Origin of the sequence: Devosia yakushimensis (assembly GCF_030159855.1) — a bacterium.
Taxonomy (GTDB): Bacteria; Pseudomonadota; Alphaproteobacteria; order Rhizobiales; family Devosiaceae; genus Devosia; species Devosia yakushimensis.
In genome coordinates, this window is the sequence record NZ_BSNG01000001.1 from 2,043,165 (window position 1) to 2,067,020 (window position 23,856).

General features: G+C 62.9%; 19 protein-coding genes. 9 read left to right on the plus strand and 10 right to left on the minus strand.

Annotated elements, in window-relative coordinates:
* Positions 1-402: 402 nt before the first annotated feature.
* The 6 genes from QQL79_RS10045 to QQL79_RS10070 all read left to right on the plus strand — a co-directional run bounded on the left by QQL79_RS10045 (position 403) and on the right by QQL79_RS10070 (position 7,667).
* Complete coding sequence (locus tag QQL79_RS10045; protein WP_284390370.1) at positions 403-1,887, plus strand: replicative DNA helicase; 1,485 nt, start codon at positions 403-405, stop codon at positions 1,885-1,887.
* Positions 1,888-1,889: 2 nt separating this feature from the next.
* Positions 1,890-3,020 (plus strand): alanine racemase, encoded by a 1,131-nt coding sequence (gene alr / locus QQL79_RS10050; RefSeq protein WP_284390371.1) that lies wholly within the window; start codon positions 1,890-1,892, stop codon positions 3,018-3,020.
* 77 nt (positions 3,021-3,097) lie between these two features.
* Complete coding sequence (radA, locus tag QQL79_RS10055) at positions 3,098-4,498, plus strand: DNA repair protein RadA (protein WP_284390373.1); 1,401 nt, start codon at positions 3,098-3,100, stop codon at positions 4,496-4,498.
* A 129-nt stretch (positions 4,499-4,627) separates the two neighbouring features.
* Positions 4,628-5,263 (plus strand): CvpA family protein, encoded by a 636-nt coding sequence (locus QQL79_RS10060; protein ID WP_284390375.1) that lies wholly within the window; start codon positions 4,628-4,630, stop codon positions 5,261-5,263.
* 179 nt (positions 5,264-5,442) lie between these two features.
* Positions 5,443-6,933, plus strand: a complete 1,491-nt coding sequence (gene purF / locus QQL79_RS10065; protein ID WP_370461203.1) for an amidophosphoribosyltransferase — start codon at positions 5,443-5,445, stop codon at positions 6,931-6,933.
* Complete coding sequence (locus tag QQL79_RS10070) at positions 6,933-7,667, plus strand: SDR family NAD(P)-dependent oxidoreductase (RefSeq protein WP_284390379.1); 735 nt, start codon at positions 6,933-6,935, stop codon at positions 7,665-7,667. Before purF ends, QQL79_RS10070 begins: the two co-directional genes overlap by 1 nt.
* 65 nt (positions 7,668-7,732) lie before the next feature.
* Here QQL79_RS10070 and QQL79_RS10075 read toward each other — a convergent pair whose 3' ends face one another.
* From QQL79_RS10075 to guaA, 7 genes are all read right to left on the minus strand, one after another.
* Positions 7,733-8,995: a hemolysin family protein gene (locus tag QQL79_RS10075; protein ID WP_284390381.1), complete on the minus strand. Its 1,263-nt coding sequence runs from the start codon at positions 8,993-8,995 to the stop codon at positions 7,733-7,735.
* A gap of 151 nt (positions 8,996-9,146) precedes the next feature.
* Complete coding sequence (gene der, locus QQL79_RS10080; RefSeq protein WP_284390384.1) at positions 9,147-10,598, minus strand: ribosome biogenesis GTPase Der; 1,452 nt, start codon at positions 10,596-10,598, stop codon at positions 9,147-9,149.
* A gap of 36 nt (positions 10,599-10,634) precedes the next feature.
* Positions 10,635-11,459, minus strand: a complete 825-nt coding sequence (locus tag QQL79_RS10085; RefSeq protein ID WP_284390386.1) for a tetratricopeptide repeat protein — start codon at positions 11,457-11,459, stop codon at positions 10,635-10,637.
* An 82-nt stretch (positions 11,460-11,541) separates the two neighbouring features.
* Positions 11,542-12,159 carry a 2'-5' RNA ligase family protein gene (locus QQL79_RS10090; RefSeq protein WP_284390388.1) on the minus strand — a complete coding sequence of 206 codons (618 nt, stop codon included), beginning with the start codon at positions 12,157-12,159 and terminating at the stop codon, positions 11,542-11,544.
* 87 nt (positions 12,160-12,246) lie between these two features.
* On the minus strand, positions 12,247-12,777 hold the full coding sequence (locus tag QQL79_RS10095; RefSeq protein WP_284390390.1) for a dihydrofolate reductase family protein: 531 nt from the start codon (positions 12,775-12,777) through the stop codon (positions 12,247-12,249).
* A 44-nt stretch (positions 12,778-12,821) separates the two neighbouring features.
* Entirely contained in the window at positions 12,822-13,511 is a 690-nt protein-coding gene (locus QQL79_RS10100) for a Type 1 glutamine amidotransferase-like domain-containing protein (RefSeq protein ID WP_284390392.1), read from the minus strand.
* 193 nt (positions 13,512-13,704) lie between these two features.
* Positions 13,705-15,273 (minus strand): glutamine-hydrolyzing GMP synthase, encoded by a 1,569-nt coding sequence (gene guaA / locus QQL79_RS10105; protein WP_284390394.1) that lies wholly within the window; start codon positions 15,271-15,273, stop codon positions 13,705-13,707.
* A 129-nt stretch (positions 15,274-15,402) separates the two neighbouring features.
* Here guaA and QQL79_RS10110 point away from each other — a divergent pair, with 129 nt between their 5' ends.
* Positions 15,403-16,623 (plus strand): acyltransferase family protein, encoded by a 1,221-nt coding sequence (locus QQL79_RS10110; RefSeq protein ID WP_284390396.1) that lies wholly within the window; start codon positions 15,403-15,405, stop codon positions 16,621-16,623.
* A 9-nt stretch (positions 16,624-16,632) separates the two neighbouring features.
* Here QQL79_RS10110 and QQL79_RS10115 read toward each other — a convergent pair whose 3' ends face one another.
* The 3 genes from QQL79_RS10115 to guaB all read right to left on the minus strand — a co-directional run bounded on the left by QQL79_RS10115 (position 16,633) and on the right by guaB (position 20,761).
* A complete protein-coding gene (locus tag QQL79_RS10115; RefSeq protein WP_284390398.1) occupies positions 16,633-17,925 on the minus strand; it encodes an RsmB/NOP family class I SAM-dependent RNA methyltransferase in 1,293 nt (430 codons plus the stop codon).
* Between the two features lie 144 nt (positions 17,926-18,069).
* Positions 18,070-18,507: an MAPEG family protein gene (locus tag QQL79_RS10120; protein ID WP_284390400.1), complete on the minus strand. Its 438-nt coding sequence runs from the start codon at positions 18,505-18,507 to the stop codon at positions 18,070-18,072.
* Between the two features lie 751 nt (positions 18,508-19,258).
* On the minus strand, positions 19,259-20,761 hold the full coding sequence (gene guaB, locus QQL79_RS10125) for an IMP dehydrogenase (RefSeq protein WP_284390402.1): 1,503 nt from the start codon (positions 20,759-20,761) through the stop codon (positions 19,259-19,261).
* 278 nt (positions 20,762-21,039) lie between these two features.
* Here guaB and QQL79_RS10130 point away from each other — a divergent pair, with 278 nt between their 5' ends.
* Entirely contained in the window at positions 21,040-22,440 is a 1,401-nt protein-coding gene (locus QQL79_RS10130) for an MFS transporter (protein ID WP_284390405.1), read from the plus strand.
* 27 nt (positions 22,441-22,467) lie between these two features.
* Positions 22,468-23,853 carry an MDR family MFS transporter gene (locus tag QQL79_RS10135; RefSeq protein ID WP_284390407.1) on the plus strand — a complete coding sequence of 462 codons (1,386 nt, stop codon included), beginning with the start codon at positions 22,468-22,470 and terminating at the stop codon, positions 23,851-23,853.
* Positions 23,854-23,856 lie beyond the last annotated feature (3 nt).

Below are 23,856 nucleotides of genomic sequence, written 5' to 3' on the forward strand. Positions count from 1 at the left end.
TCTTGGGGCTAGCGGAAGCAGTTTTGCACCATCCCCGTACATCACCGTCGCTTCCCTCGGGCTTGACCCGAGGGCCTCTCGTCGTTTGTGCCGTGTTGAGAGTGGCCCTCGGGTCAAGCCCGAGGGAAGCGACGGTGGAAGGGAAATAAAAGGTGGAGGACCACTGATATCTCCCATCAACCACGGCGTCATTCCGGCAGAGGCCGGGAGAGGACGAGAGCCCCGTACCGCGACTCGTCTTGTTCCCGCCTTGTTCTCATGCAAGGACTAGTGTCCGGCTTCCCCGTTGTCCCCAGTGTTCACAGGACGGGGTCAGGACGCGTTAACCTCTCGTCCGGTAGGTCGAGACTCCCGCCTGAGTCGCGTGGTTAAGAAAGGTTAACGTCTTTTGGGGAGGCTATATTGGCAGAGATAGCGCGGCTGCATACGCCAGAGGAGAAATCCTTCCGTCTCGCTCCGCACAATGTGGAGGCTGAGCAGGCCCTGCTGGGCGCCATTCTGCTCAACAATGACGCCTTCTATCGTGTGTCGGACTTTCTCGAGCCCGAGCATTTCTACGAGCCTATCCACCGCGACATCTATGAGCTGGTAGGCAAGATCATCCGCGCCGGCAAATCGGCCGACCCCACCACCATCAAGACCCACCTGCCCGACCAGTTGCTGCCTGAGATGACCATGGCGCAATATCTGGCGCGCATGGCGGCTGAGGCCACCACCGTCATCAACGCGGCCGACTACGGGCAGGCCATCTACGATCTCGCCATTCGCCGCAGCCTTATCCTCGTCGGTGAGGAAATGGTGTCGGAAGCCTATGAATCGGATGTCGAAATGACACCGGTCAAGCAGATCGAAAAGGTGGAAGGCGCCCTCTTCCAATTGGCCGAGAAGGGTCGCTATGACGGCGGCTTCCAATCATTCGGCACGGCCCTGCAGGCCTCTATCCGCATGGCCGGCGAAGCCTATCAGCGCGATGGGGGCCTGTCGGGCATTGCAACGGCCCTGGACGATCTCGACCGGCAGATGGGCGGGCTGCAACGCAGCGACTTGATCATCCTGGCCGGACGCCCCGCCATGGGCAAGACATCGCTGGTGACCAATATCGCCTTCAACGTCGCCAAGGCGTGGAAGAGCGAGGTGCAACCCGATGGCCATGCAAAGACGGTCAATGGCGGCGTGGTTGGCTTTTTCAGTCTCGAAATGAGCTCGGAACAGCTCGCGACGCGTATCCTGGCCGAGCAGGCCGAAATTTCCTCCTCCGACATCAGGCGCGGCAAGATCCACGACAGCCAATTCACCAAGCTGGTTGATGTCTCCAATATGATGGCGCAGATGCCACTTTATATCGACGACACCGGCGGCATCTCGGTGGCGCAGCTGGCGGCCCGGGCGCGGCGGCTCAAGCGGCAGAAGGGTCTCGATTTCATGATCGTGGACTATCTGCAGCTCCTGTCCGGCTCCTCCAAGGCCTCCAGCCAGAATCGCGTGCAGGAACTGACCGAGATCACCACCACGCTCAAGGCGCTGGCCAAGGAGCTGGAAGTGCCGATCATCGCCCTCTCGCAGCTATCGCGACAGGTGGAAGCGCGCGATGACAAGCATCCACAGCTGGCGGATTTGCGCGAATCGGGCTCTATCGAGCAGGACGCTGACGTGGTGTTGTTCGTGTATCGCGAAGAATACTACCTCAAGAACAAAGAGCCCAAAGAAGGCACGCCGGAACACATGACCTGGCAGAGCGAAATGGAAAAAGTGCACGGCAAGGCCGAAGTCATCATCGCCAAGCAACGTCATGGTCCTACTGGTACAGTGCAATTAAGCTTTGAGGCGCAATATACCCGCTTCGGCAATCTGGCTCGGGCCGATTATCTTCCCGAGCGCATGGAATAGGCATGGCGCTGACTTCGGGCCTTGGGGGCCAACTGAGCATTGATCTGGGCGCATTGGCCCGCAACTGGCGTGCGCTGGACCGCGTGAGCGCCGGCGCGCTGACGGCCGCGGTGGTGAAGGCCGATGCCTATGGCACCGGCATCACCATGGCCAGCAAGGCCCTGCATGCCGCCGGGGCGCGATTCTTCTTCACGGCAACGCCCGATGAGGGCATGGCCGTGCGCGCGGCTGTACCCGACGCCCATATCTTCGTGCTCAACGGGCTCTATCCGGGCGCTGCCAATCTCTATGTGCGGCAGAACCTGATGCCGGTCATTTCCTCGATGGCCATGCTCGAGGAATGGCTGGCCAAATGCGTCGAGCGCAACGAGGCCTATCCCTCCGCCTTCCATTTCGATACCGGCATGAACCGGCTGGGCTTCCGGCTCAATGAAGCAAGCGTGGTGCGCCAGCAGATCGAGACGCTCGGCTATGCGCCGCAAATGGTGATGAGCCATCTCGCCTGCGCCGATGTGCCCAACCACGAAAAGAATCGTACGCAACTGGCGCTGTTCAGCTCGCTGCTCAACCAATTCCCCGGCATTCCCGCTTCGCTCGCCAATTCGGCCGGGCTGATGACGGGGCGCGATTATCATTTCCAGATGGTGCGGCCCGGCATTGCGCTTTATGGCGGCCGCGCCGTCAATGGCCGCAAGAACCCGATGGCGGCCGTTGCGACCCTGCATGTGCCGATCCTGCAAGTGGTTGAGGCCCGCACCGGCGAGAGCGTGGGCTATGGCGCAACCTATTCGCTGTCGCGCAACAGCAAGCTGGCCATTATCGCGCATGGCTATGCCGATGGCTTCCTGCGCTCGCTATCGGGCACCAATTCGCGGCCCGGCGGCAAGGTGGCCATTCGCGGCAAGGTATGCCCGGTGATCGGACGGATTTCGATGGATATCTCCATCGTGGATATTACCGAGCTCGGCTCGGACCTGCCCTCTCCCGGGGAAGGTGCCGAAGTGCTGGGCAATCTGATCGGGGCAGACGACCAGGCTGATGCCGCTGGCACTATCGGCTACGAAATCCTCACCTCGCTCCGGCAGGGCCGCTACAATCGAAGCTATGTCGGGGACGGAAACCTGCCGGGCTAGGTCGTTCGCTATTTGTTCTTGCGAGCGATGCAGTTTGCAGCTAGCCTTCCGGCTTATTGCGCAATCGTGAGTTCCCATTGGCCAAGTCCCGTTCCTCGTTCATCTGCCAGGCCTGTGGTGCCGTTTCGACCCGGTGGCAGGGGCGCTGCGATTCCTGCGGCGAATGGAACAGCATTGTCGAGGAGCTGACCGATAGCGGCGTCGGCGCCGGTCCCAAATCGGCCAAGGCCAATGGCAAGCCGACCAATCTGGTGCCGCTATCGGGGGAAACCGAAAGCGCCGCGCGCGTCGTCACCGGCATTGCCGAACTGGACCGGGTGACCGGTGGCGGTTTCGTCATGGGCTCGGCGCTGCTGGTGGGTGGCGATCCCGGCATCGGCAAATCGACGCTCCTGCTGCAATCGGCGGCGGCACTGGCCAATAGGGGCAAGCGTGTCGTCTATGTCTCGGGTGAAGAAGCGGTGGCGCAGGTGCGGCTGCGGGCGCAGCGGCTGGGCCTGGGCGAGGCCGAAGTGCTGCTGGCGGCCGAAACCAATGTCGAAATCATCCTGGCGACGCTAGAAAATGGCCCCGCCCCCGATCTTGTCATCATCGATTCGATCCAGACGCTGTGGACCGACCGCGTCGATAGCGCACCGGGCACCGTAACCCAGGTGCGGACCTCGGCGCAGGCGCTCACCCGCTTTGCCAAGAAAAGCGGCGCGGCGGTGGTGCTGGTCGGCCATGTCACCAAGGATGGGCAGATTGCCGGCCCGCGTGTCGTCGAGCACATGGTCGATGCCGTGCTCTATTTCGAGGGTGACACCAGCCACACATTCCGCATTCTGCGCGGCGTCAAGAATCGCTACGGCGCCACCGACGAAATCGGCGTCTTCGCCATGACCGAACTGGGGCTGGAGCAGGTCGCCAACCCCTCGGCGCTCTTTCTCGATCAGCGCGACGAAGGCGCGGCGGGTTCGGCCGTTTTTGCCGGCATGGAGGGCACGCGCCCCCTGCTGATCGAAATCCAGGCGCTGGTGGCGCCCTCCCCGCTCGGCACGCCGCGCCGGGCTGTAGTGGGCTGGGACAGCTCGCGCCTCTCCATGGTGCTGGCGGTGCTCGAGACGCGGTGCGGGGTCCGCATCGGCGCCAACGATATCTATCTCAATGTGGCGGGTGGGCTGAAGATCAACGAGCCCGCGGCCGACTTGGCGGTGGCCGCGGCGCTTATCTCATCGCTGACCGGTTCTCCGCTGCCCAAGGATTCGGTTTATTTCGGCGAAATTTCATTGGCCGGCGGAGTACGCCCGGTTGCCCATGGCTCGCTCAGGTTGCGCGAAGCGGGCAAGCTGGGCTTCAAGGCAGTCTCGACCGGCCGACTTGGCAATGCGGACCGCAATAGTGGGCTCGAGGTTTCCGAATTTACCGCATTGGCGGACCTGGTGGGCCGTATTGCGGCCAATGGCAAGCCGCGCACGGACGAGCCGGAGCAGTGGTAGGGGCGCGACAGTTCACGGCTTTCTGGGAAGATCGCACATGCCGAGTGCCGTAAGCCTTGGCTTTGCAACACAAAGCGGCTAAACGAAGCCCAAGAAGCCGGGGCGGCAACTGGAGCTAAGCGAAGACATATGCTGACAGCGTTCGACGTTGGTGTTGGTGTGCTGGTGCTGATTTCGGCAATTCTGGCCACCGCGCGGGGCCTGACCCGCGAAGTCCTGTCGCTGGCGACCTGGGCCGGTTCGGCCGCCATCGCCATCTATATGTGGCAGTACCATCCCGAAATCGCCCGGCAATATATTGCCGAGCAGATCGTTGCCGATATCGCCACGGTAGTCGTCACTTTCATCGTCGCGCTGATCGTGCTGCATCTTCTGACCATGCGTATCGCCGATTTCGTGGTCGACAGCCGCGTTGGCCCGATCGACCGTACTTTGGGTTTTGCCTTCGGCGTGCTGCGCGGCATCCTGATCGCCATTGTCATCACCATTTTCGGCACCTGGCTGCTGCCCAACAATCTGCCGCCCTGGGCCGCACAGTCGCAATCGCTGCCGCATCTGCAAAATATGGGCAACACGCTGATTTCCATGCTGCCCGAAGGGCTTGAGCAGCAGGTCACCGAGATTCTCAAGGGCGGCACGGGGCTGACCGAGGATCCCGAGTCGGCGCCTGCGCCGGTGGATGAGGGCACGGATGCGACCGAAGATGGCAGCATTCCGTCGACTGAGCCGGCCGTTCCGCCTGCTCCTGTTGCGCCCGGCGCGTGACGGATTGATCATTTTCCGGTGAGCGCATGGCGCTCGCCACAACCCTGACCCTTTGTAACGACAATGGTCGGGAACACCAATTTGGGCTAAGGCGTAGGCCGATATCGCGCTATGCACGGCCCTGTCGCCATTGGCGACGACAGTTCTGCGGTTGAGGCAGCATTGGCATGGAGAGCCCGGTGAACCATCCGAGCGACGATTCTTTCGATCTCAATGGCGACACGCTGCATGAAGAGTGCGGCGTGTTTGGCATTTTGGGGCACAATGATGCCTCGACGCTGACCGCGCTGGGCCTGCATGCCTTGCAGCATCGCGGCCAGGAAGCGGCTGGTATAGTCAGCTTCGACGGCAAGCAGTTCTATACCGAAAAACGCATGGGCCTGGTGGGTGACCATTATACCGACCCGGCACTCTTGGCCCGGCTGCCCGGCGCCATCGCCATCGGCCATACGCGCTATTCGACCACCGGGGAAGTCGCCCTGCGCAATGTGCAGCCGCTGTTTGCCGAGCTCGAGGCGGGCGGGATCGCCATTGCCCATAACGGCAATTTCACCAATGGGCTGACGCTGCGCCGGCAGATCATCGCTACCGGCGCCATCTGCCAATCCACCTCGGATACCGAAGTGGTGCTGCATCTGGTGGCTCGCTCGCGCCATTCCTCGACGACGGACCGCTTCATCGACGCCATCCGGCAGATGGAAGGCGGCTATGCCATGCTGGCCATGACCCGCACCAAGCTGATCGCCGCGCGCGATCCGGTGGGCATTCGTCCGCTGGTGATGGGCGAACTCGATGGCAAGCCGATTTTCTGCTCGGAAACCTGCGCGCTGGACATGATCGGTGCCAAATATATCCGCGACGTGGAAAATGGCGAAGTCATCATCTGCGAAATCCAGCCGGATGGCTCGATCAGCGTGGATGCACGCAAGCAGGCCCGCCCGGCCCCCGAGCGGCCGTGCCTGTTCGAATATGTCTATTTCGCCCGTCCGGATTCGGTCGTGGCGGGGCGCAACGTCTATTCGGCGCGCAAGCGCATGGGCATCAACCTCGCCAAGGAGGCGCCGGTCGAGGCCGATGTCGTGGTGCCGGTGCCCGATGGCGGCACGCCGGCGGCTATCGGCTATGCCCAGCAGAGCGGTATCCCGTTCGAGCTTGGCATCATCCGCAACCATTATGTGGGCCGCACCTTTATCGAGCCGACCCAGTCGATCCGCGCCTTCGGCGTCAAGCTCAAGCATTCGGCCAATCGCGCCGAAATCGAGGGCAAGCGCGTCATCCTGGTCGACGATTCGATCGTGCGCGGCACGACTTCGCTCAAGATCGTGCAGATGATCCGCGATGCCGGGGCGACCGAGGTGCATCTACGGGTTGCCAGCCCGATGATCTTCTTTTCGGACTATTACGGCATCGACACACCCGACCCGGAAAAGCTCCTCGCCAACCAGCACGACAATCTGGAATCGATGTGCAAATTCATCGGCGCGGATTCGCTGGCGTTCCTGTCCATTGACGGCCTCTACGACGCCGTGGGCGGCGAGCCGCGCAATCCCCAGGCGCCGCAATTCACCGATCATTATTTTACCGGCGACTATCCGACACAGTTGACCGATCTCAATGGCCGCGCCAAGAACGAGCCGAAACATATCTCCCTGCTTAAAGAGGCCGGTTAATGGCTGTATCCAATGACCTTGCCGGCAAGGTCATCCTCGTCACCGGTGCCTCGCGTGGCATCGGCTATGCAAGCGCCATCGAAGCGGCCCGGCGCGGCGCCCATGTGGTTGCGGTCGCCCGCACCGTGGGGGGCCTGGAAGAGCTGGACGACGAAATCCAGGACCTGGGCTCATCGACCACCCTGGTTCCGCTCGACCTGCGCGATGGCGACGCCATCGACCGGCTCGGCGCTGCCATTTTCGAGCGTTGGGGCGCGCTGGACGGGCTCGTCGCCAATGCTGGCCAACTCGGCGTACTGAGTCCCCTGCCCCATGTGTCGCCGGAAGATTTCGAGAAGGTGATGGCGGTCAATGTGACGGCCAATTACCGTCTGTTGCGCTCCTGCGATCTGTTGCTGCGGCAGGCCGATGCCGGGCGCGCGGTTTTCGTTTCGTCTTCGTCGGCCCGTTCCGCGCGGCCCTATTGGGGCCTTTATGCAGCCAGCAAGGCGGCCGTGGACGCCATGGTCAAATCCTATGCCGGCGAGGTCGAGCAGACCAAGGTTCGGGTCAATGTGTTCTATCCCGGCGCCGTGCGCACGGCGATGCGAGCCAAGGCCATGCCGGGCGAAGATCCGGCAACGCTGCCCGCACCCGCCGATATCGCGCCCAAGCTGGTTGATCTGCTGAGCCCGGCTCTCAAGCAGAATGGCAAGCTGTTCGATATGAGCACCGGCGCCTTCGAGGAGATTTGAGGGCCGGCACAGAGCCAAACAAAAAGGGCGCCGCGAGGCGCCCTTGGTTTTTATGCCGGCCGTTGCTAGTCCAGCTGCGTCATCAATATCTTGTCGATGCGGCGGCCATCGAGGTCGAGCACCTCGAATTTCCAGCCATTGTGCTCGAAGGTCTCACCCACCGCCGGCAGGCGGTTGATGATCGAGAGTACATAACCCGCGACCGTTTCGAACTTGGCATCCTTGGGGATGCTGACTTTGAGCTTTTCGCTGAACTCGTCGACCGGCATCCAGCCGGCCACCAGCCAGGAACCGTCCTCGCGCCGGACCAGGGCCGGATCGTCGCCGGTTTCTTCCTGGAAGACGCCGGTAATGACCTCGAGAATGTCGGCCGAGGTCACGATACCCTCAAAGTGCCCGTATTCATCGACCACCAGGGCCATATGCACGGTGGCATTGCGGATGGCCCGGACCACATCGAGCGCATCGGCATGGTCCATCACAACAGGCACGGGCTGGACGAATTTGCGCACGTCCAGCGGCTGTCCATTGGCAAAGACGCTGATGATATCCTTGATCGCCACGACGCCGATAATGGAGTCGGCATCGCCATCCTGCACCAATAGGCGCGAGCGGTGGGTGCTCAGGATGGTCTTGCGGATTTCATCGCTGTCATCGGCCAGGTCGATCACGTCGACATCGAGACGCGGCGTCATCAGACCCCGGGCCGAACGGTCGGCCAGGCGCATGACGCCCGAAATCATCGAGTGCTCGTCGCTTTCGATAATACCGGTCGTAGCCGCCTCGGCGATGATGGTCTTGACCTCTTCCTCGGTCACCTTCTCTTCGGATTCCTGGCCCTGACCCAGCAGAGCCAGCACGGCCTTGCCCGACACATCGAGGATGAAGACGATGGGCGAACCGATGGCGGCCAGCAGCTTCATGCCAGGCGCCACGCGCGACGCGACGCCTTCCGGATCGCGCAGGGCGATCTGCTTGGGCACCAGTTCGCCCAGGATCAGCGAGATATAGGTGATGACGACGACCACGACGCCAACGCCCAGCACATCGGCCACGCTGCCGGCGACGCCGATATCGCGCAGCCATTCGGTGAGGCGCAGGCCAAGCGTGGCGCCGGAGAAGGCGCCGGAGAGAATGCCGACCAGCGTAATGCCGATCTGGACCGAGGACAGGAATTTGCCGGGGTCTTCGGCGAGGCGGATGGCCGTGGCGGCCCCCTTGTTACCCTGATCGGCCATGGCGCGCAGGCGCGCGGGCCGGGACGAAACGACTGCCAGTTCGGACATCGCCAACACGCCGTTGACGATAGTGAGAACGACGACGATCAATATTTCTGCGAACAAGATCTCAACAATGGATGCGGCCCCGCACTCAGCATCGGGTCGCTTAAGGATCGGCAATATAGCGGCAATCGCGTGCGATGCGCCATGGCGCCGGACAAAATGTCGCTAGGCGGCCAAAACGCCGCCCGCACCGGGCCTATCCGATCTTGCGCTTGGTCTTGTCGTTATAGGGATTGTCGCCGCCCGAGCGCACCCAGAGACGAATCGGGGTGCCTTGAATGTCGAAGGCTTCGCGCAGGCCGTTGACCAGATAACGCTGATAGGCCATCGGCAGTGCCTCGGGGCGCGAGGCAAAGAGGATGAAGCTCGGTGGCCTTGTCTTGGCCTGCGTCATGTAGCGCAGCTTGAGGCGGCGGCCCGACACGGCCGGAGGCGGATGGCTTTCGACCATGCCGGTCAGCCAGCGATTGAGGCGGGCAGTGGAGACATGGGAGTTCCAGCTGCGCTCGATCTTGAAGATGGCGTCCATCAGCTTGTCGATATTGCGGCCAGTCAGTCCGGACAGGGTGACCAGCGGCACGCCGCGCAATTGCGGCAGCAGGCGCTCACAGGCCTCCTTGAGCGAGGCCAGCGCGGTGTTCTTGTCCTCGACCAGATCCCATTTATTGACCGCAATGACCAAGGCGCGGCCCTCGCGCTCGACGAGATCGGCCAGGGCCAGGTCCTGCTTTTCGAAGGGAATGGTAGCGTCGAGCATCAGCACGACGACTTCGGCATATTGGATGGAGCGCAGACTATCGCCCACCGCCAGCTTTTCCAGCTTCTCGGTAACCCGAGAACGGCGGCGGATGCCAGCCGTGTCCACGAGGTTGATCGTCCGGCCTTCCCATTCCCAGGGCACCAGAATGCTGTCGCGGGTGATGCCGGCCTCGGGGCCGACAAGCACGCGCTCTTCGCCCACCATGCGGTTGATCAGGGTGGATTTGCCGGCATTGGGGCGGCCGACAATGGCGACGTTGAGGTAGCGCCTGGGATTCCAGCGGAGCGTCGCTTCCTCGCCTTCGCCCTCAAGCATGTCCTCGGTGATGTCGACATCGACCTCGGGCATCTCGTCGAGATCGGCGATCGCCTCGGCTTCCTTGTTGGCCTCGGCCACGTCGATCGCCTTGGAGACGATGGAATAGAGTTCGGACAGGCCCAGGCCATGTTCGGCCGATAGCGGGATCGGCTCGCCGAAGCCGAGCTTGAAGGCCTCGACCAGCCCTGCCTCGGCGGCGCTGCTTTCCGCCTTGTTGCCCACCAGATGCACATCCTTGCCGGCCTTGCGCAGCACCTGCGCGAAACGCTGGTCCAGCGGCACCACGCCGGCGCGGGCGTCGATCATGAACAGAATGACGTCGGCTTCCTTGATCGCCAGCTCGGTCTGCTGGCGCATGCGGTCTTCGAGGCTGCCATCGGTGACGTCCTCGTAACCGGCCGTATCGAGGATACGGAAGGTGAGATCGGCAATGCGCCCCTCGGCCTCGCGACGGTCGCGGGTCACGCCGGGCGTGTCATCGACCAGCGCGATCTTGCGACCGACCAGGCGGTTGAAAAGGGTCGATTTGCCGACATTTGGGCGACCGACAATGGCAACGGTAACCGTCATGACAGCGTGTTCCGATCAGGCAGAATCCGGCCGGCCCTATTCAAGGGCAGGTTCGGTCTCGTTGGTGGCGGCGGGCTCGGCCGGCGCCGCGGGCGCAGGCGTTGCTGCCGGTGCAGCGGCGGGCTCGGCCGCGGTGGCCGGAGCATCCTCGCTGACGATTTGGTCGATGGCGGTGGCGGCGTTCTCGGCCGCGCCAGGTGCGGTGATGGCGCCTTCCGACAGCAATTGGGCCAGATAATAGCCCATGCGATTGCGCGTGGTGCTCTGCGACAGAGGATCGTTGACGACCGCCTCGAAGCTTGCCTGCGCGGCGGCAAAGTCGCCGGCCTTATATTGCGCCAGTCCCAAGGCCTCACGGGCGGCGTTGCGCAGCGGGTTTCCTTCGGTGGCAATGGTTTCGATGCGCGACTGCACGTCGGCCAGCGAACCGCTGTCGATCAGCAGATTGCCGGCAAGAACCAGCGCCAGCTCGCGCAGCCGGACATTGTCCAGCGAGCTCGAAAGCGCATCATAGGCAGCCACGGCCTCGGCCGTCTTGCCTTCCTTGGCGAGCACGCCGGCCTTGCGGAACTCGGCCAGCATCGGATAGCGGCCCGAACCATCGGCGATGACTTTGTCGAGCGCAGTCTGCGCTGCAGGCAGGTCGCCGCCCTCGATCAGATCGAATGCCGCATAAAGCTCATCCGAGGACTGCGCGGCATTGTTGGAATGATACCAGCTCCAGCCTTCGTTCACGGCGACCAGGACAACAACAGCCACAGCGGCGCCGATGACATAGGGCGCGAAGCGGCGCCAGAAGGCGCGCATGCGATCGGAGCGGAGCTCCTCGTCGACTTCGCGGAAAATGTTGTCCTGAGACATGGATGGCCTGACGTCACATATGAATTGGGGCGCACGTTTAGCACGGTGCCGGGGGAATGCAAATGCGCGGTTGTCTTGGCTACTAGCGGCCGAGCTGCCATTCCCCAAGACATTCCGGCCTGGGCTCGCCCAAAGTGGTCCGGACCAGCCAGAATTGCCGCACGCTCCAACGGAAAGGCCGGGTTAACAGGAGCTCGGAAACGCTGCCGGTGCCATACCACAAGGTGACATGCGGCACAGTGCTCGAGGCGCCGGCCTTGAGGCCGTGCCGCAAGATTTCGCGGCGGAGGCTGGCATGGAGCGCCACGACCTCGCGCTGCCCCGTCGTGCAGGTCAGAACCGTCGGCCGCTGGCGCCGGTCACCACGTCCCGTCTGCCGACCCCATGTGATGAGCCTATCGAAAGACACATCAAATCGCGGGTGACGGATGGCATCGCCAATTTCGAGCGCGGTATCGAGATCGTCGAACGACCCCTCCTCGCCCTCCCCCAGTCCATTGAGCGAGGCATGTATTCGCCCTGCCCGGACGGGCCGTCTTGCGCCATGGCGACGCGACATGCGCAAAGCGAAGTATTCCATATCCTGCGCCAGTGCCGGCGGCGGCAGGAGCGTGAAATACCAGCGATGCGTCGGAAACGACCGTCCGGGCTGCGCCAGCATGGGCGCGCCGCCACCAAACAGATCAAGCTGCATATCCATTTTGACCCGCCATTCGTTCTCTATTTGTTCTTTTTTAGAACGACAGAACGGGCCGGTCAATGCCGCCAGCGGATAAAACACAACCGACTAGGCCGGAGCGTAAGTCAGCTTGATCACGTCCCCGCCAATCCGCTCGGTCGACACAAGGCGCAGCGGCGGGCGGGGAGCGGCGAAAAATGGCTTGCCTCCGCCAAGTACGACGGGGTGGAGATAGATTTGATATTCATCGATCAGACCAAGATCACCCAGGCCCTGCGCGAGCACCGTCCCACCAACTTCGATGTCGCCCGACACTTCATCCTTGAGCTTGCGGATAGCGGCCTCAAGGTCTCCTTCGATCAGGGTAGCATTGGGGCCGACCGACTTGAGGCTGCGCGACACGACCCATTTCGGCTTGCTCCGCCATGCTGCAGCGAACTCGTGCAGGTCCGGAGTCCAATCCGGTTGCTCCTCGTCCCAATAGGCCATGATCTCATAGAGACGACGGCCATAGAGACTGCCGCTCAGGCCCCGCGCCTGTTCGATGAAGTGGCGAAACAGGGTGGGATCGGGGTCAAATTTGTCGTGGTCGACATAGCCGTCCAACGATTGGTTCATTCCATAGATGAGCTTCGCCATAGTACCAGTCTCCCTTCCGGCCGGACATGCTGCCCGCGCGGGTTTCAGCCGTTGAACAGCCGCCAATTGCCTTCGGAAATGACGCTCGCGCGGCCGTCGACCACTTTGATGGCCGTGCCGTCATCTATGGCGTAGGTCGGGGCAGGTATCCCCGACGCCCATTTCTCAATGTTGGCCAGCGTCGTATCCGGCATCTCGGGGTGATCGAGATGGGGATACAAGGTGAAATCCACCAGTCCGAGCGCCTTGTCGGCCCCCTCCGCCATGTCGCTGCGGCCATCGGGTAAAAACTGCAAATCGAATTCGGCGTCGCAATTGTGGGGAGTGACGGCGATGCTGCCGGCGCTCACGCCGACATAGAGCATGTCAGCCAGCGAGGGCAGAATATCCGCGAGGCCTGATTGGCGCATCCAATAGGTGAGATAGAGCACATTACCGCCCCCGACGAGCAAGGCATCGACCTCCCGGACGGCCGGGGCCCAATTTTCCTTCCGGATCGTCGGCAGCGCGGTGAGTTCCAGCACGCCCAGGGACTTCCACCCCAATTCGCATAGCGGGTTCGGCCCCCTGCCCGAGATGGCCCGCCACGCCATCACCGGGCCAACGGAAAAGGGGTAGAGAGCGGTGGGGATAAAAAGAGCGCTGGATTCGGCTATCGGCTTTCCCAGCAGGTCAACGAGTGTATCGGCAATGCTCGGATTGCTGATGCCGCCGGAGGTGAGAAGATACTTCATGCTTAGCAGCTCCTGCTAACGTGACGTATCGCGGAAAATCCGCTCACCCTGCAGGCTAGTGCAATCCGGTTGCGTTTTGCAAGCGGTTTTCAGCCAAACCCGCAACGCCCGGTTTTCACGCCTCGGCAGCAGCGGACGGCCAGTCCCAGGCTATTGCACGGCGGGCAGCAGCGATGCCGGCTCCGGGCCTGAATCATTCCCACTCGATCGTGCCGGGCGGCTTGCTGGTGACGTCGTAGACGACGCGGTTGATGCCGCGGACTTCGTTGATGATGCGGGTGGCGGTTTTGCCGAGGAAGTTCATGTCGAACTGGTAGAAATCGGCGGTCATGCCATCGACGGACGTCACGGCGCGCAGGGCGCAGACGAATTCATAGGTGCGGCCATCGCCCATGACGCCGACGGTCTGGACGGGGAGCAGCACGGCGAAGGCTTGCCAAATCTTGTCGTATTGGCCGGACTTGCGGATTTCATCGAGATAGATGGCATCGGCCTGGCGCAGGATATCGAGCTTTTCCGGCGTGATGCCGCCGGGGCAACGGATGGCAAGGCCTGGGCCGGGGAATGGGTGGCGGCCGATGAAGCTTTCGGGCAGGCCCAGTTCGCGACCGAGAACGCGCACTTCGTCCTTGAACAATTCGCGCAGCGGCTCGACGAGCTGCATATTCATGCGCTCGGGCAGGCCGCCGACATTGTGGTGCGACTTGATCGTGACCGAGGGGCCTCCGGTGAAGGAGACGGATTCGATGACGTCGGGGTAAAGCGTGCCCTGCGCCAGGAATTGCGCGCCACCGAGCTTTTTGGCCTCGGCCTCGAAGGTTTCGATGAAGAGACGCCCGATGATCTTGCGCTTGGTCTCGGGATCGGACTGGCCGTCCAGTTCCTTGAGGAAGACCTTGGAGGCATCCACATGCACCAGCGGGATATTGTACTGGTCGCGGAACATGGTGACGACCTGTTCGCTCTCATTGAGCCGCATCAGGCCGTGATCGACATAGATACAGGTGAGCTGGTCGCCGATGGCCTCGTGGATCAGCACGGCAGCCACCGAGGAATCGACGCCGCCGGAGAGGCCGCAGATCACCTTGCCGGTGCCGACCTGTTCGCGGATTTTCTCGATCATCTTCTGGCGATAGGCGGCCATGGTCCAGGTCGAGGCGATGCCGCAGATCTTGTGCACGAAATTGGCATAGAGCTTGGCGCCATCGGGAGTGTGCACCACTTCGGGATGGAACTGCACGGCCCAGATGCGTCTGTTTTCGTTGGCAATCATGGCGAAGGGCGCATTGGCCGAGGTGCCGACTACTTCAAAACCCTCGGGGAGAGCGACAACGCGATCGCCGTGGCTCATCCAGACCTGGTGTTCGGTGCCGAGGTCCCAGACGCCGTCATAGAGCGCCGAGAGCTTTTGCACCTTGACCTCGGCGCGGCCGAATTCGCGGTGATGGCCGGCCTCGACCTTGCCGCCCAGGGCCATGCAGAGCGCCTGCTGGCCATAGCAAATGCCCAGGATCGGCACCCCGGCGTCGAGAATGGCCGGATCGATGGTCGGCGCATTTTCATCTAGCGTGGAGGCCGGGCCGCCCGACAGCACGACACCCTTGGGCTTGAGCGCGGCCATGGCGGCTTTGGCGCTCTGGAAAGGGTGGATTTCGCAATAAACCCCGGTTTCGCGAATGCGGCGCGCGATCAACTGGGTGACCTGCGAACCGAAGTCCACGATGAGGATTGCGTCGGGGGCGGCAGTGTCTGGGGTTTTCATGGCGAGGCCATATCGCCACGCCGCAGATTCCGCAAGGGCGTAAGTTGCAGGCCAGCTTTGCCGTCATGGCCACAATCGCAACGAATTGATGAGGCACGCGTTGGGCCGGGACCCCATGGAGGATGAGCCTTGACCCAACAGCGACTGCTCGGCGCCGATTTCCTGCGCGCTGCCGCGTGTCTGATGGTGCTGCTGCATCACCTGGCCTTTCGCATGGATGGCGATAATGTGCCGGCGCCGGTCAAGGGGCTGGTCGACTTTGCCGTGATGGGCAGTTTCGGCGTCGCGGTCTTCTTCGTGCTGAGCGGTTTCCTGCTGGCGCGGCCATTCTGGGTGGCGCTGGATCGCGGCGAGGCCATGCCGTCGCTGGGGATTTATGCGCTGCGGCGGGCGGCCCGCATCCTGCCAGGCTTCTGGCTGGCGCTGGTGGTGAGCCTTGTGCTGGGCGTCACCCTCTATGGCTATGAGTTTGGGCGGGAGGAGATCGTCCGGTTTCTGGCAGGGTTTTTCCTGGTCAGCGACTGGCACTGGGTGACGCTGTTTCCGGTCAACAATAATGGGCCATTGTGGTCGATCGGCTTTGAAATCACCTCCTATGTACTGTTGCCGTTTTTCCTGGCCGTGCTTTTTGCGTTGCGGCTCAGGGGCTGGCCGGCTCGTGTCGGCTGGGTCGCGGTGATCGGCGCCGTGCTGGCGCTGCATTGGATGGTGGTGCAATGGGCGCCGATCGACGAGGTCGAGCGCGGCTGGAGATATGGGCTGATCGGCGGGGCCAAAGCCTGGATGCCGCGCTTCAACCCGATCGGGTTCTTCGCCATTTTTGCAGTTGGCGCGCTGGCGGCGGGCATTCAGGTCAAGCTGGCGGCGATGCGTTCGTATCTGTTCGACCTGGTCGGGCTTGCCGGCGTAATCGCGGCGGGCTGGGTGATGGCGACCCATATCGGCGAGCTCAATGAGGGTTTTGGCTGGCTGGGCGTGCCCTATGGCTTCCCCTTTATGCCGCTGGCCATCGCGGTGGCCCTGGCCACCCTGCCCTCGTCGGTGCTGGCGGGGCGGCTGCTGGATAATCGCTTTGCCCGCTATGTCGCCGAGATCTCCTTCGGCGTCTATATCTGGCATTTCCTGGTGATCGGGCTGCTGGGACGGCTGGTGCCGCCGGCTTTCGAGACCAGCGGGGAGAATGGCTGGAATATCTGGCTGGCCTCCAGTGCCGCCACCATTGTCATCAGTTTCGGTGTTGCAACGCTCAGCTTCCGGCTGCTGGAACGCCCCGTGGTGAATTGGGCGCGTGGCCTGGAAGGGCGGCCGCGCCGGGTGCCACAGCGGGAACTGGCGGAAAATCCGCGCTGATGCTTTGAATCAGGAAACCCGGCGCAAGGCGTTGAAATAGAATCCGTCTGTGCCGGTGAGGCGCGGGGTCAGCGCTATGCCCGATTGGGCCGTTTCCACATCGGGGTGGATTTCGGCGCCAAAGACGGATTGCCAGAGTTCGGCCGGTGGCAGCGAGACAAAATCGGGATGCGCCTTGCGGAAGGTGGCGACCTGATCGTCATTTTCCTCGGGCAGGATCGAGCAGGTGATGTAGACCAGCGTGCCGCCGGGCTTGAGGTAGCGGGCGCCCTCCAGCAGAATTGCGGCCTGTTCGCCGGTGCGCTGCGCCAGCAGTTCCGGGGTCAGTTTCCACTTGGTGTCGGGACGGCGCCGCCATGTGCCCGTGCCGGTGCAGGGCGCGTCGATGACGACGCGGTCCATCTTGCCCGCGAGATCGTCCAGCGCGCCGGGATGGGGCGCACGCACCTGCACATTGCGGGCGCCGTTGCGCTTGAGGCGATCATAGATTGGCGCGAGGCGGTTGCGGTCGCTGTCATAGGCGAAGACCTGGCCCTTGTTGCCCATGGCCGCGGCGAGGGCGAGCGTCTTGCCCCCTGCCCCGGCGCAGAGATCGAGCACCTGTTCGCCGGGCTGGGCATTGGCCAGCGCGGCGACGATCTGGCTGCCCTGGTCCTGCACCTCGAACCAGCCCTTGAGATAGCCTTCGTCGGTGGTGACATTGGGCGTGCGGGCGTCGCGCGGACCGGCCGGCATGGTGACGCCGATGGGCGAGATGGCTGTCAGGCGCGGATGGAAACGCTCAAGCGACTTCATCACACGATCGCGGCTGGATTTGAGCGTGTTGACGCGCAGGTCGAGCGAGGGGCGCCCGGCCATGTCCTGCCCTTCGGCAATCCAGTTGTCGCCAAAGGCCCGTTCGATAGAGGGCGCGAGCCATTCCGGGACGTCAGCCAGGACATGCGGCGCCGTATCGTCGGGCAATTGGCCGACGGCGCGAGCACGCTCGTCTTCGGTGAGCGGATCGGGGGCGTGGCTATCGGCGGCAAAGCTGTCGCTCAGGGCGGCCGGATCTTCGTTCCAATCGCGGACAGCCACAGCGAGCACGAGGGCACGCGGACTATCGTCGCCCATCAGCGCGGCGTGGGAGGCACGGCGGCGCAGGGCGTCATAGACCAGATTGCCGATGGCGGCACGGTCGCCGGCACCGGCAAAGCGATTATTGAGTCCCCAGGCCTTGAGCGCTTCGGAAACCGGACGCTTGCGGGTCTCCACATCGGTCAGCACATCGATAGCGGCGGAGAGACGGCCTGGCAGGCGCATGAAGAGACCTCTGAGAATTCTACTCTGGTGGGCATCTGGAGCGTATTTTCTGCGCGTCCGGTGCTCACGTACTTTAGTACGTTCCGCTCCGGTTCTCGAAAACCCACTCCATCTACCTCACCAGAGCGAATTCTCAAGCGGTCTCTAGATACCTGGGACGAGAACAACAAGACGTAGGATCAGCCATAGCCATAGCGCGCCGAGAACCGCAAGTCCGGCCGTGTAGGCGACAAAGCGCTGCTCGACCCGGTTGGTGGTGATGTGGATTGCGGCATGGGCATAACGCAGGATGACGAAGGCCCAGGCGAGGAGCAGTTCGAGCCAGCCGACGCTGCCCGCCCAAAGCGCGAGCAGCACTGCGGCATAGAACAGCACCGGAAGCTGGAACTGGTTGTCGAAATTGTTCGACAGCAGGCGCGCCTTGAGCGGGTAAGCGGCACGGTCCACGGCAATATCGGCCATGGCGATTTCGCCCGACATGACGCGGGGCACGCGCTCGCGCCCCATGAGGATGAGCACAAGCAGGGTGAGCAGGACCTGCGCGGCCATCGCCAAGATCAGCAGTTTTTCGGTGAGGGGCATGTTGAAGTTCCGATTCAGAGTCCGCGTCCCGCAGTAACGACTTGTAGCGGAATCAGTTTTCGGCGGCATGCAAAAGCGCCGCCCGGCCGGTGTGGCGTCGCGGTTATACGGTAACGGGCGGCCATTGGGCCTTCCGAAGACTAAAGAGTGGACCAATGGCCGCCCGTTACGATCCGCTTTTGCGCAAGGTCCGGTTCAGGCGGTACCATTATTGCAGGTCCGGCTGCCGAGTTTCCAACCCCACTGGACAGGCGCCCCCGTCCCACGGCCTCCCCACCCGGCCCTGCGTCGGGACCGCGTAACTGGTGGGAATGGAGGTATGATGGCATGGGGTTTTGGGGCGGGGATAAGATGGAGAGAAAGTAAGGTTACCCCCTCCTAGCCTCCCCCTGATAGGGGGAGGGACTGTCTGGCGGGTGGGACTCGATATTGCCCCACGACCACGGCTCTCCCGCACCCATTCCTTCCATCACATAGCCGCTTCCCTCGGGCTTGACCCGAGGGCCGCTCTCAATTCGGCACAAGCGGCGAGCGGTCCTCGGGTCGAGCCCGAGGAAGGCGATTGTGGATGGGATGGCATCCGTTGCCCATCCAACCCACAACGTCATTCCCGCGCAGGCGGGAATCCATTCTGCCTGCCGGGGTGCCGAAAGAAAGAGTGGATTCCCGCTTTCGCGGGAATGACACTGTGAGTGGGGTGGCGGCGGTGAGCTGCACGAAGCGGGAGGACCGCGGCCCTCCCCCCAATGCCTTACCGCCCGCTGCGGTAGTTCGGTGCTTCGCGCGTGATGGTCACGTCGTGGACGTGGCTCTCGCTGAGAGCCGCGCCGGAGATTTTGACGAAGACCGAGTTTTCGCGGAAGTCCTTGAGATTATGCGCCCCGGTATAGCCCATGGAGGCGCGCAGGCCCCCCGCGAGCTGGTGGAGCACGGCGCCGGCGGCACCCTTATAGGGCACCTGGCCTTCAATGCCTTCGGGCACCAGCTTCATCTGGTCGCGCACATCCTGCTGGAAATAGCGGTCGGCAGAGCCGGAGCCCATCGCCCCGACAGAGCCCATGCCGCGGTAGGATTTGTAGGAGCGGCCCTGGTAGAGATAGACCTCGCCGGGAGCCTCGTCGGTGCCGGCCAGGAGCGAGCCGACCATGACGCAGGAAGCCCCTGCCGCCAAGGCCTTAGCCATATCGCCTGAGAATTTGATTCCGCCATCGGCGATGACCGGAACGCCCTGCTTGGCGCCTTCCTCGGCGCAGGCCATGACGGCGGCCAGCTGCGGCACGCCGACGCCAGCGACAATGCGGGTGGTGCAGATCGAGCCTGGGCCGATGCCGACCTTGACCGAATCCGCACCGGCATCGATCAGCGCCTTGGTGGCCTCGGCGGTGGCGACATTGCCGGCCACGATGCGGGTGGAATTGCTCTCGCGCTTGACGCGCTCGACCGCCTCGGCCACCCGAACCGAATGGCCATGGGCGGTGTCGATGACGAGCAGGTCGACGCCGGCATCGATCAGCTGAAGCGAGCGCTCAAAACCCTGATCGCCTACGGTGGAGGCGGCGGCGACGCGCAGGCGGCCTTGGGCATCCTTGACCGCATTGGGATTGAGCTGGGCCTTTTCGATATCCTTGACGGTGATGAGGCCGATGCAGCGGCCGTCGTTGTCGACCACGAGCAGCTTTTCGATGCGGTGGCGGTGCAGCAGCACCTTGGCCTCGTCCTTGGAGACGCCTTCGCGAACGGTGACCAGATTGTCCTTGGTCATCAGCTCGGCGATGGGCTGGGCGGGGCTGGAGGCGAAGCGCACGTCGCGATTGGTGAGGATACCGACCAGCTTGCCGATCATGCGGCCGCCCTTGCCGCCGTTTTCGACCACGGGAATGCCTGAAATGCGGTTGACCTGCATCAGCGCCAGCGCATCGGCCAGGGTGGCTTCGGGGCCAATGGTGATGGGATTGACCACCATGCCGGATTCGAAGCTCTTGACCTGGCGGACCTGCTCGGCCTGCTGCTCGGCGGTGAGGTTCTTGTGAATGACCCCGAGGCCGCCCGCCTGGGCCATGGCGATGGCCATGGCGCTTTCGGTGACCGTGTCCATGGCCGAGGACAGGATGGGAAGATTGAGCGCTATGTCCTTGGTGACATAGGTGGAAATGTCCGTCTCGGTGGGAAGGACATCGGAACGCGCAGGCTGCAGCAGCACGTCGTCGAAGGTCAGCGCAGCATCGCCGGTGATGGTGGTAATAATCTTCGCCAAGGCCAGACCTTTCCGGACTTCTGTGGAGCACAGAGATGAAGGAGTGCGAACCGGGCGAGAGACTGGCGCCGGGTTCAGGTTGGCGAGGGTCAATAGCACCCGCTGCCGGGCTTGCATAGGGGGTGCAGCAGCGGGCTGACGCATGGCTCGAATGCCGCTGGGGCAATCATATCCCTCTGGCGACAACAAAAAACACGCATCCGGGCTTTGCAGCGGACGCCTAGCCGTTCATAGTCATTCGTGGCTGGATCTCAGCCATACAAGATTCCCCCGGTGCAATGCCCGTCCTTCGCGTTACCCCGCTCATCCTGGCGGTCGCCCTGTTCATGGAACAGATGGACTCGACCGTCATCGCAACGTCGCTGCCTGCGATTGCCGCCGATATCGGTACCGAACCGATTTCGCTCAAGCTGGCACTCACCTCCTATTTCGTGGCGCTGGCCATCTTCATCCCGATCAGCGGGTGGATGGCGGACCGATTCGGCGCCAAGAATATTTTCCGGCTGGCCATTTTCGTCTTCATGCTGGGGTCGCTCGCCTGCTCCTTCTCGTTCTCGCTCGAGACCTTCGTGGTGTCGCGGTTCTTCCAGGGCATAGGCTCGTCGATGATGACGCCGGTGGGGCGCCTGCTGCTGGTGCGCTCGACGCCGCGCAACGAGCTGGTCAATGCCATGGCCTGGCTCACCGTGCCTGCCCTGCTGGGGCCGGTGACGGGGCCGCTGATCGGCGGGTTCCTCACCACCTATCTCAGCTGGCACTGGATTTTCTGGGTCAATATTCCCATCGGCATTGCCGGCATTATCCTGGCCGGGATTTTTCTCAAGGTGCCCAATGGGCGCAATCCGCGGCCCATCGATTTCGTGGGCTTCGTGCTGGCCAGCATTGCCTTTGCCGGCACCGTCTTCGGGCTCTCGGTCGTCAGCCTGCCGGCCCTGCCGCTGATCTATGGCTATCTGACCCTGGCCGTTGGCGTGACTTCGGGCATTCTCTATCTGCTGCATGCCAAGCGCACCGAGTTTCCGCTGCTCGACCCGGCCTTGCTGCGGCACAAGCTGTTTCGCAGCTCGATCACCGCGGGTTCGATGTTCCGCATCGGCGTGGGCGCGGTGCCTTTCCTCCTGCCGCTGATGTTGCAGCTCGGTTTTGGGCTGAACCCTTTCCAGTCGGGGGCCATCACCTTCGTCTCGGCCATCGGCGCCATTGCCAGCAAGTTCATTGCCGAGCGCGTCTATAAGCGTTTCGGTTTCCCCCGTGCCCTGGGCTGGGCCTCGCTATTGGGCGGGCTGTTGATCGCCGCCCAGGGGCTATTCACCCCCGATACCTGGGTGCCGGTGGTGATGGGCGTCTTGCTGCTGGGCGGCGTGCTGCGCTCGGTGTTTTTCACCGGCAGCAATGCGCTGGGCTATGCCGATATCAGCGATGACGAAGCCAGCCAGGCCACGGCCATTGTCGCGGTGGCGCAGCAATTGAGCGTGGCCTTCGGCGTGGCGGTGGCCGGCGGGTTGCTTGAGCTGAGCACAAGGCTGCACGGCCACACGCTGTCGCTGGTCGATTTCCAGATCGCGTTTTTCGTGGTGGGCATAGCCAGCGCGCTTGCCAGCATTGTTTATTTCAGGCTGCCGCCCGATGCAGGCAGCAATGTTTCAGGCCATGGGGCTATCGCCGCCAGCAAGGAGTAGCCGGGCGTTTGGCCCGGCGGTCAACAATTGTCGCGCATTACACCGCTCATCCTCGCCACCGCGCTGTTCATGGAGAACATGGATTCGACTGTCATTGCCACATCCCTGGCGGCGATTGCCGCCGATATCGGCACTGATCCGATTTCGCTCAAGCTGGCGCTGACGGCCTATCTGGTGGCGCTGGCCATTTTCATTCCGATTTCGAGCTGGATGGCCGACCGCTTCGGGGCACGCAATGTGTTCCGCATTGCCATGCTGGTTTTCATGGTCGGCTCGGTGGCCTGCGCCTTTTCGAGTTCCCTCACCGCCTTTGTCGGGGCGCGGTTCGTGCAGGGCATGGGCGGCGCCATGATGGGACCGGTGGCCCGGCTGGTGCTGGTGCGGGCAACTCCGCGGCATCAATTGGTCGACGCCATGGCCTGGCTGACCATTCCGGCGCTGATCGGCCCCATTGTCGGGCCGCCCTTTGGCGGTTTTCTCACCACCTATTTCTCCTGGCACTGGATTTTCATCATCAATGTGCCGATCGGCATTATGGGCATGATCCTGGTGGGGCTGGTGCTGCCCAATGAGCAGCGCAATGCGCCACGCCGGATCGATGGGAAAGGCTTCGTGCTGGCGGGCTCGGCCTTCGCCCTTTTCGCCTTTGGCTGTTCGGTGGTGAGCCTGCCTGCCCTGCCGCCCATCTATGGCGCAATCGCCGCGGCCGCCGGGATCGGGCTGGGCCTGGTCTATGCCCGGCATGCGCTGAAGACGGAGTTCCCGCTGCTTGACCTGCGCCTATTGGCCTTTCCCAATTTCCGGGTCGCCGTAGTGGCCGGAACCTTCTTCCGGCTCGGCCAGGGCGCAACCCCGTTTCTTTTCCCGCTGATGCTGCAGCTCAATTTCGGCATGACGCCGTTCGAATCCGGCATGGTGACCTTTGCCGGGGCGATCGGCGCGCTGGCCGCCAAATTCGTCGCCAACTGGATTTTCGCCCGCTTCGGCTTCAAATATCCGCTCGTCGCCTCCACGGCGATTTCGACGCTGGGGATCCTGGCCATGGGTTTCTACCAGCCCGATACCTGGATTCCGCTGATCCTGGCGATCCTGGTCTTTGTGGGCTTCTGGCAATCGACATTCTGGACCGGCTCCAATGCCTTCGTCTTCGCCGATATCGAAGACAAGGATGCCGGCCAGGCCAATGTGATCAGCCAGGTCTGGGGCCAGCTCATGTTTGCGATGGGCGTGGCTCTGGGCGGCGGCATGCTGGAGCTGGCGCATAAGCTGCGCGGTGGGGGCGAGCTGGCGCTATCGGATTTCCACGTCGCCTTCTATGTGGTGGCGGCCGTATGCGGCGTCTCCACCCTGCTGTTCCTGCGCCTGCCCAAGAATGCGGGCCACCAATTGCTGGGCAGCGCGCATCTGCATTGAACC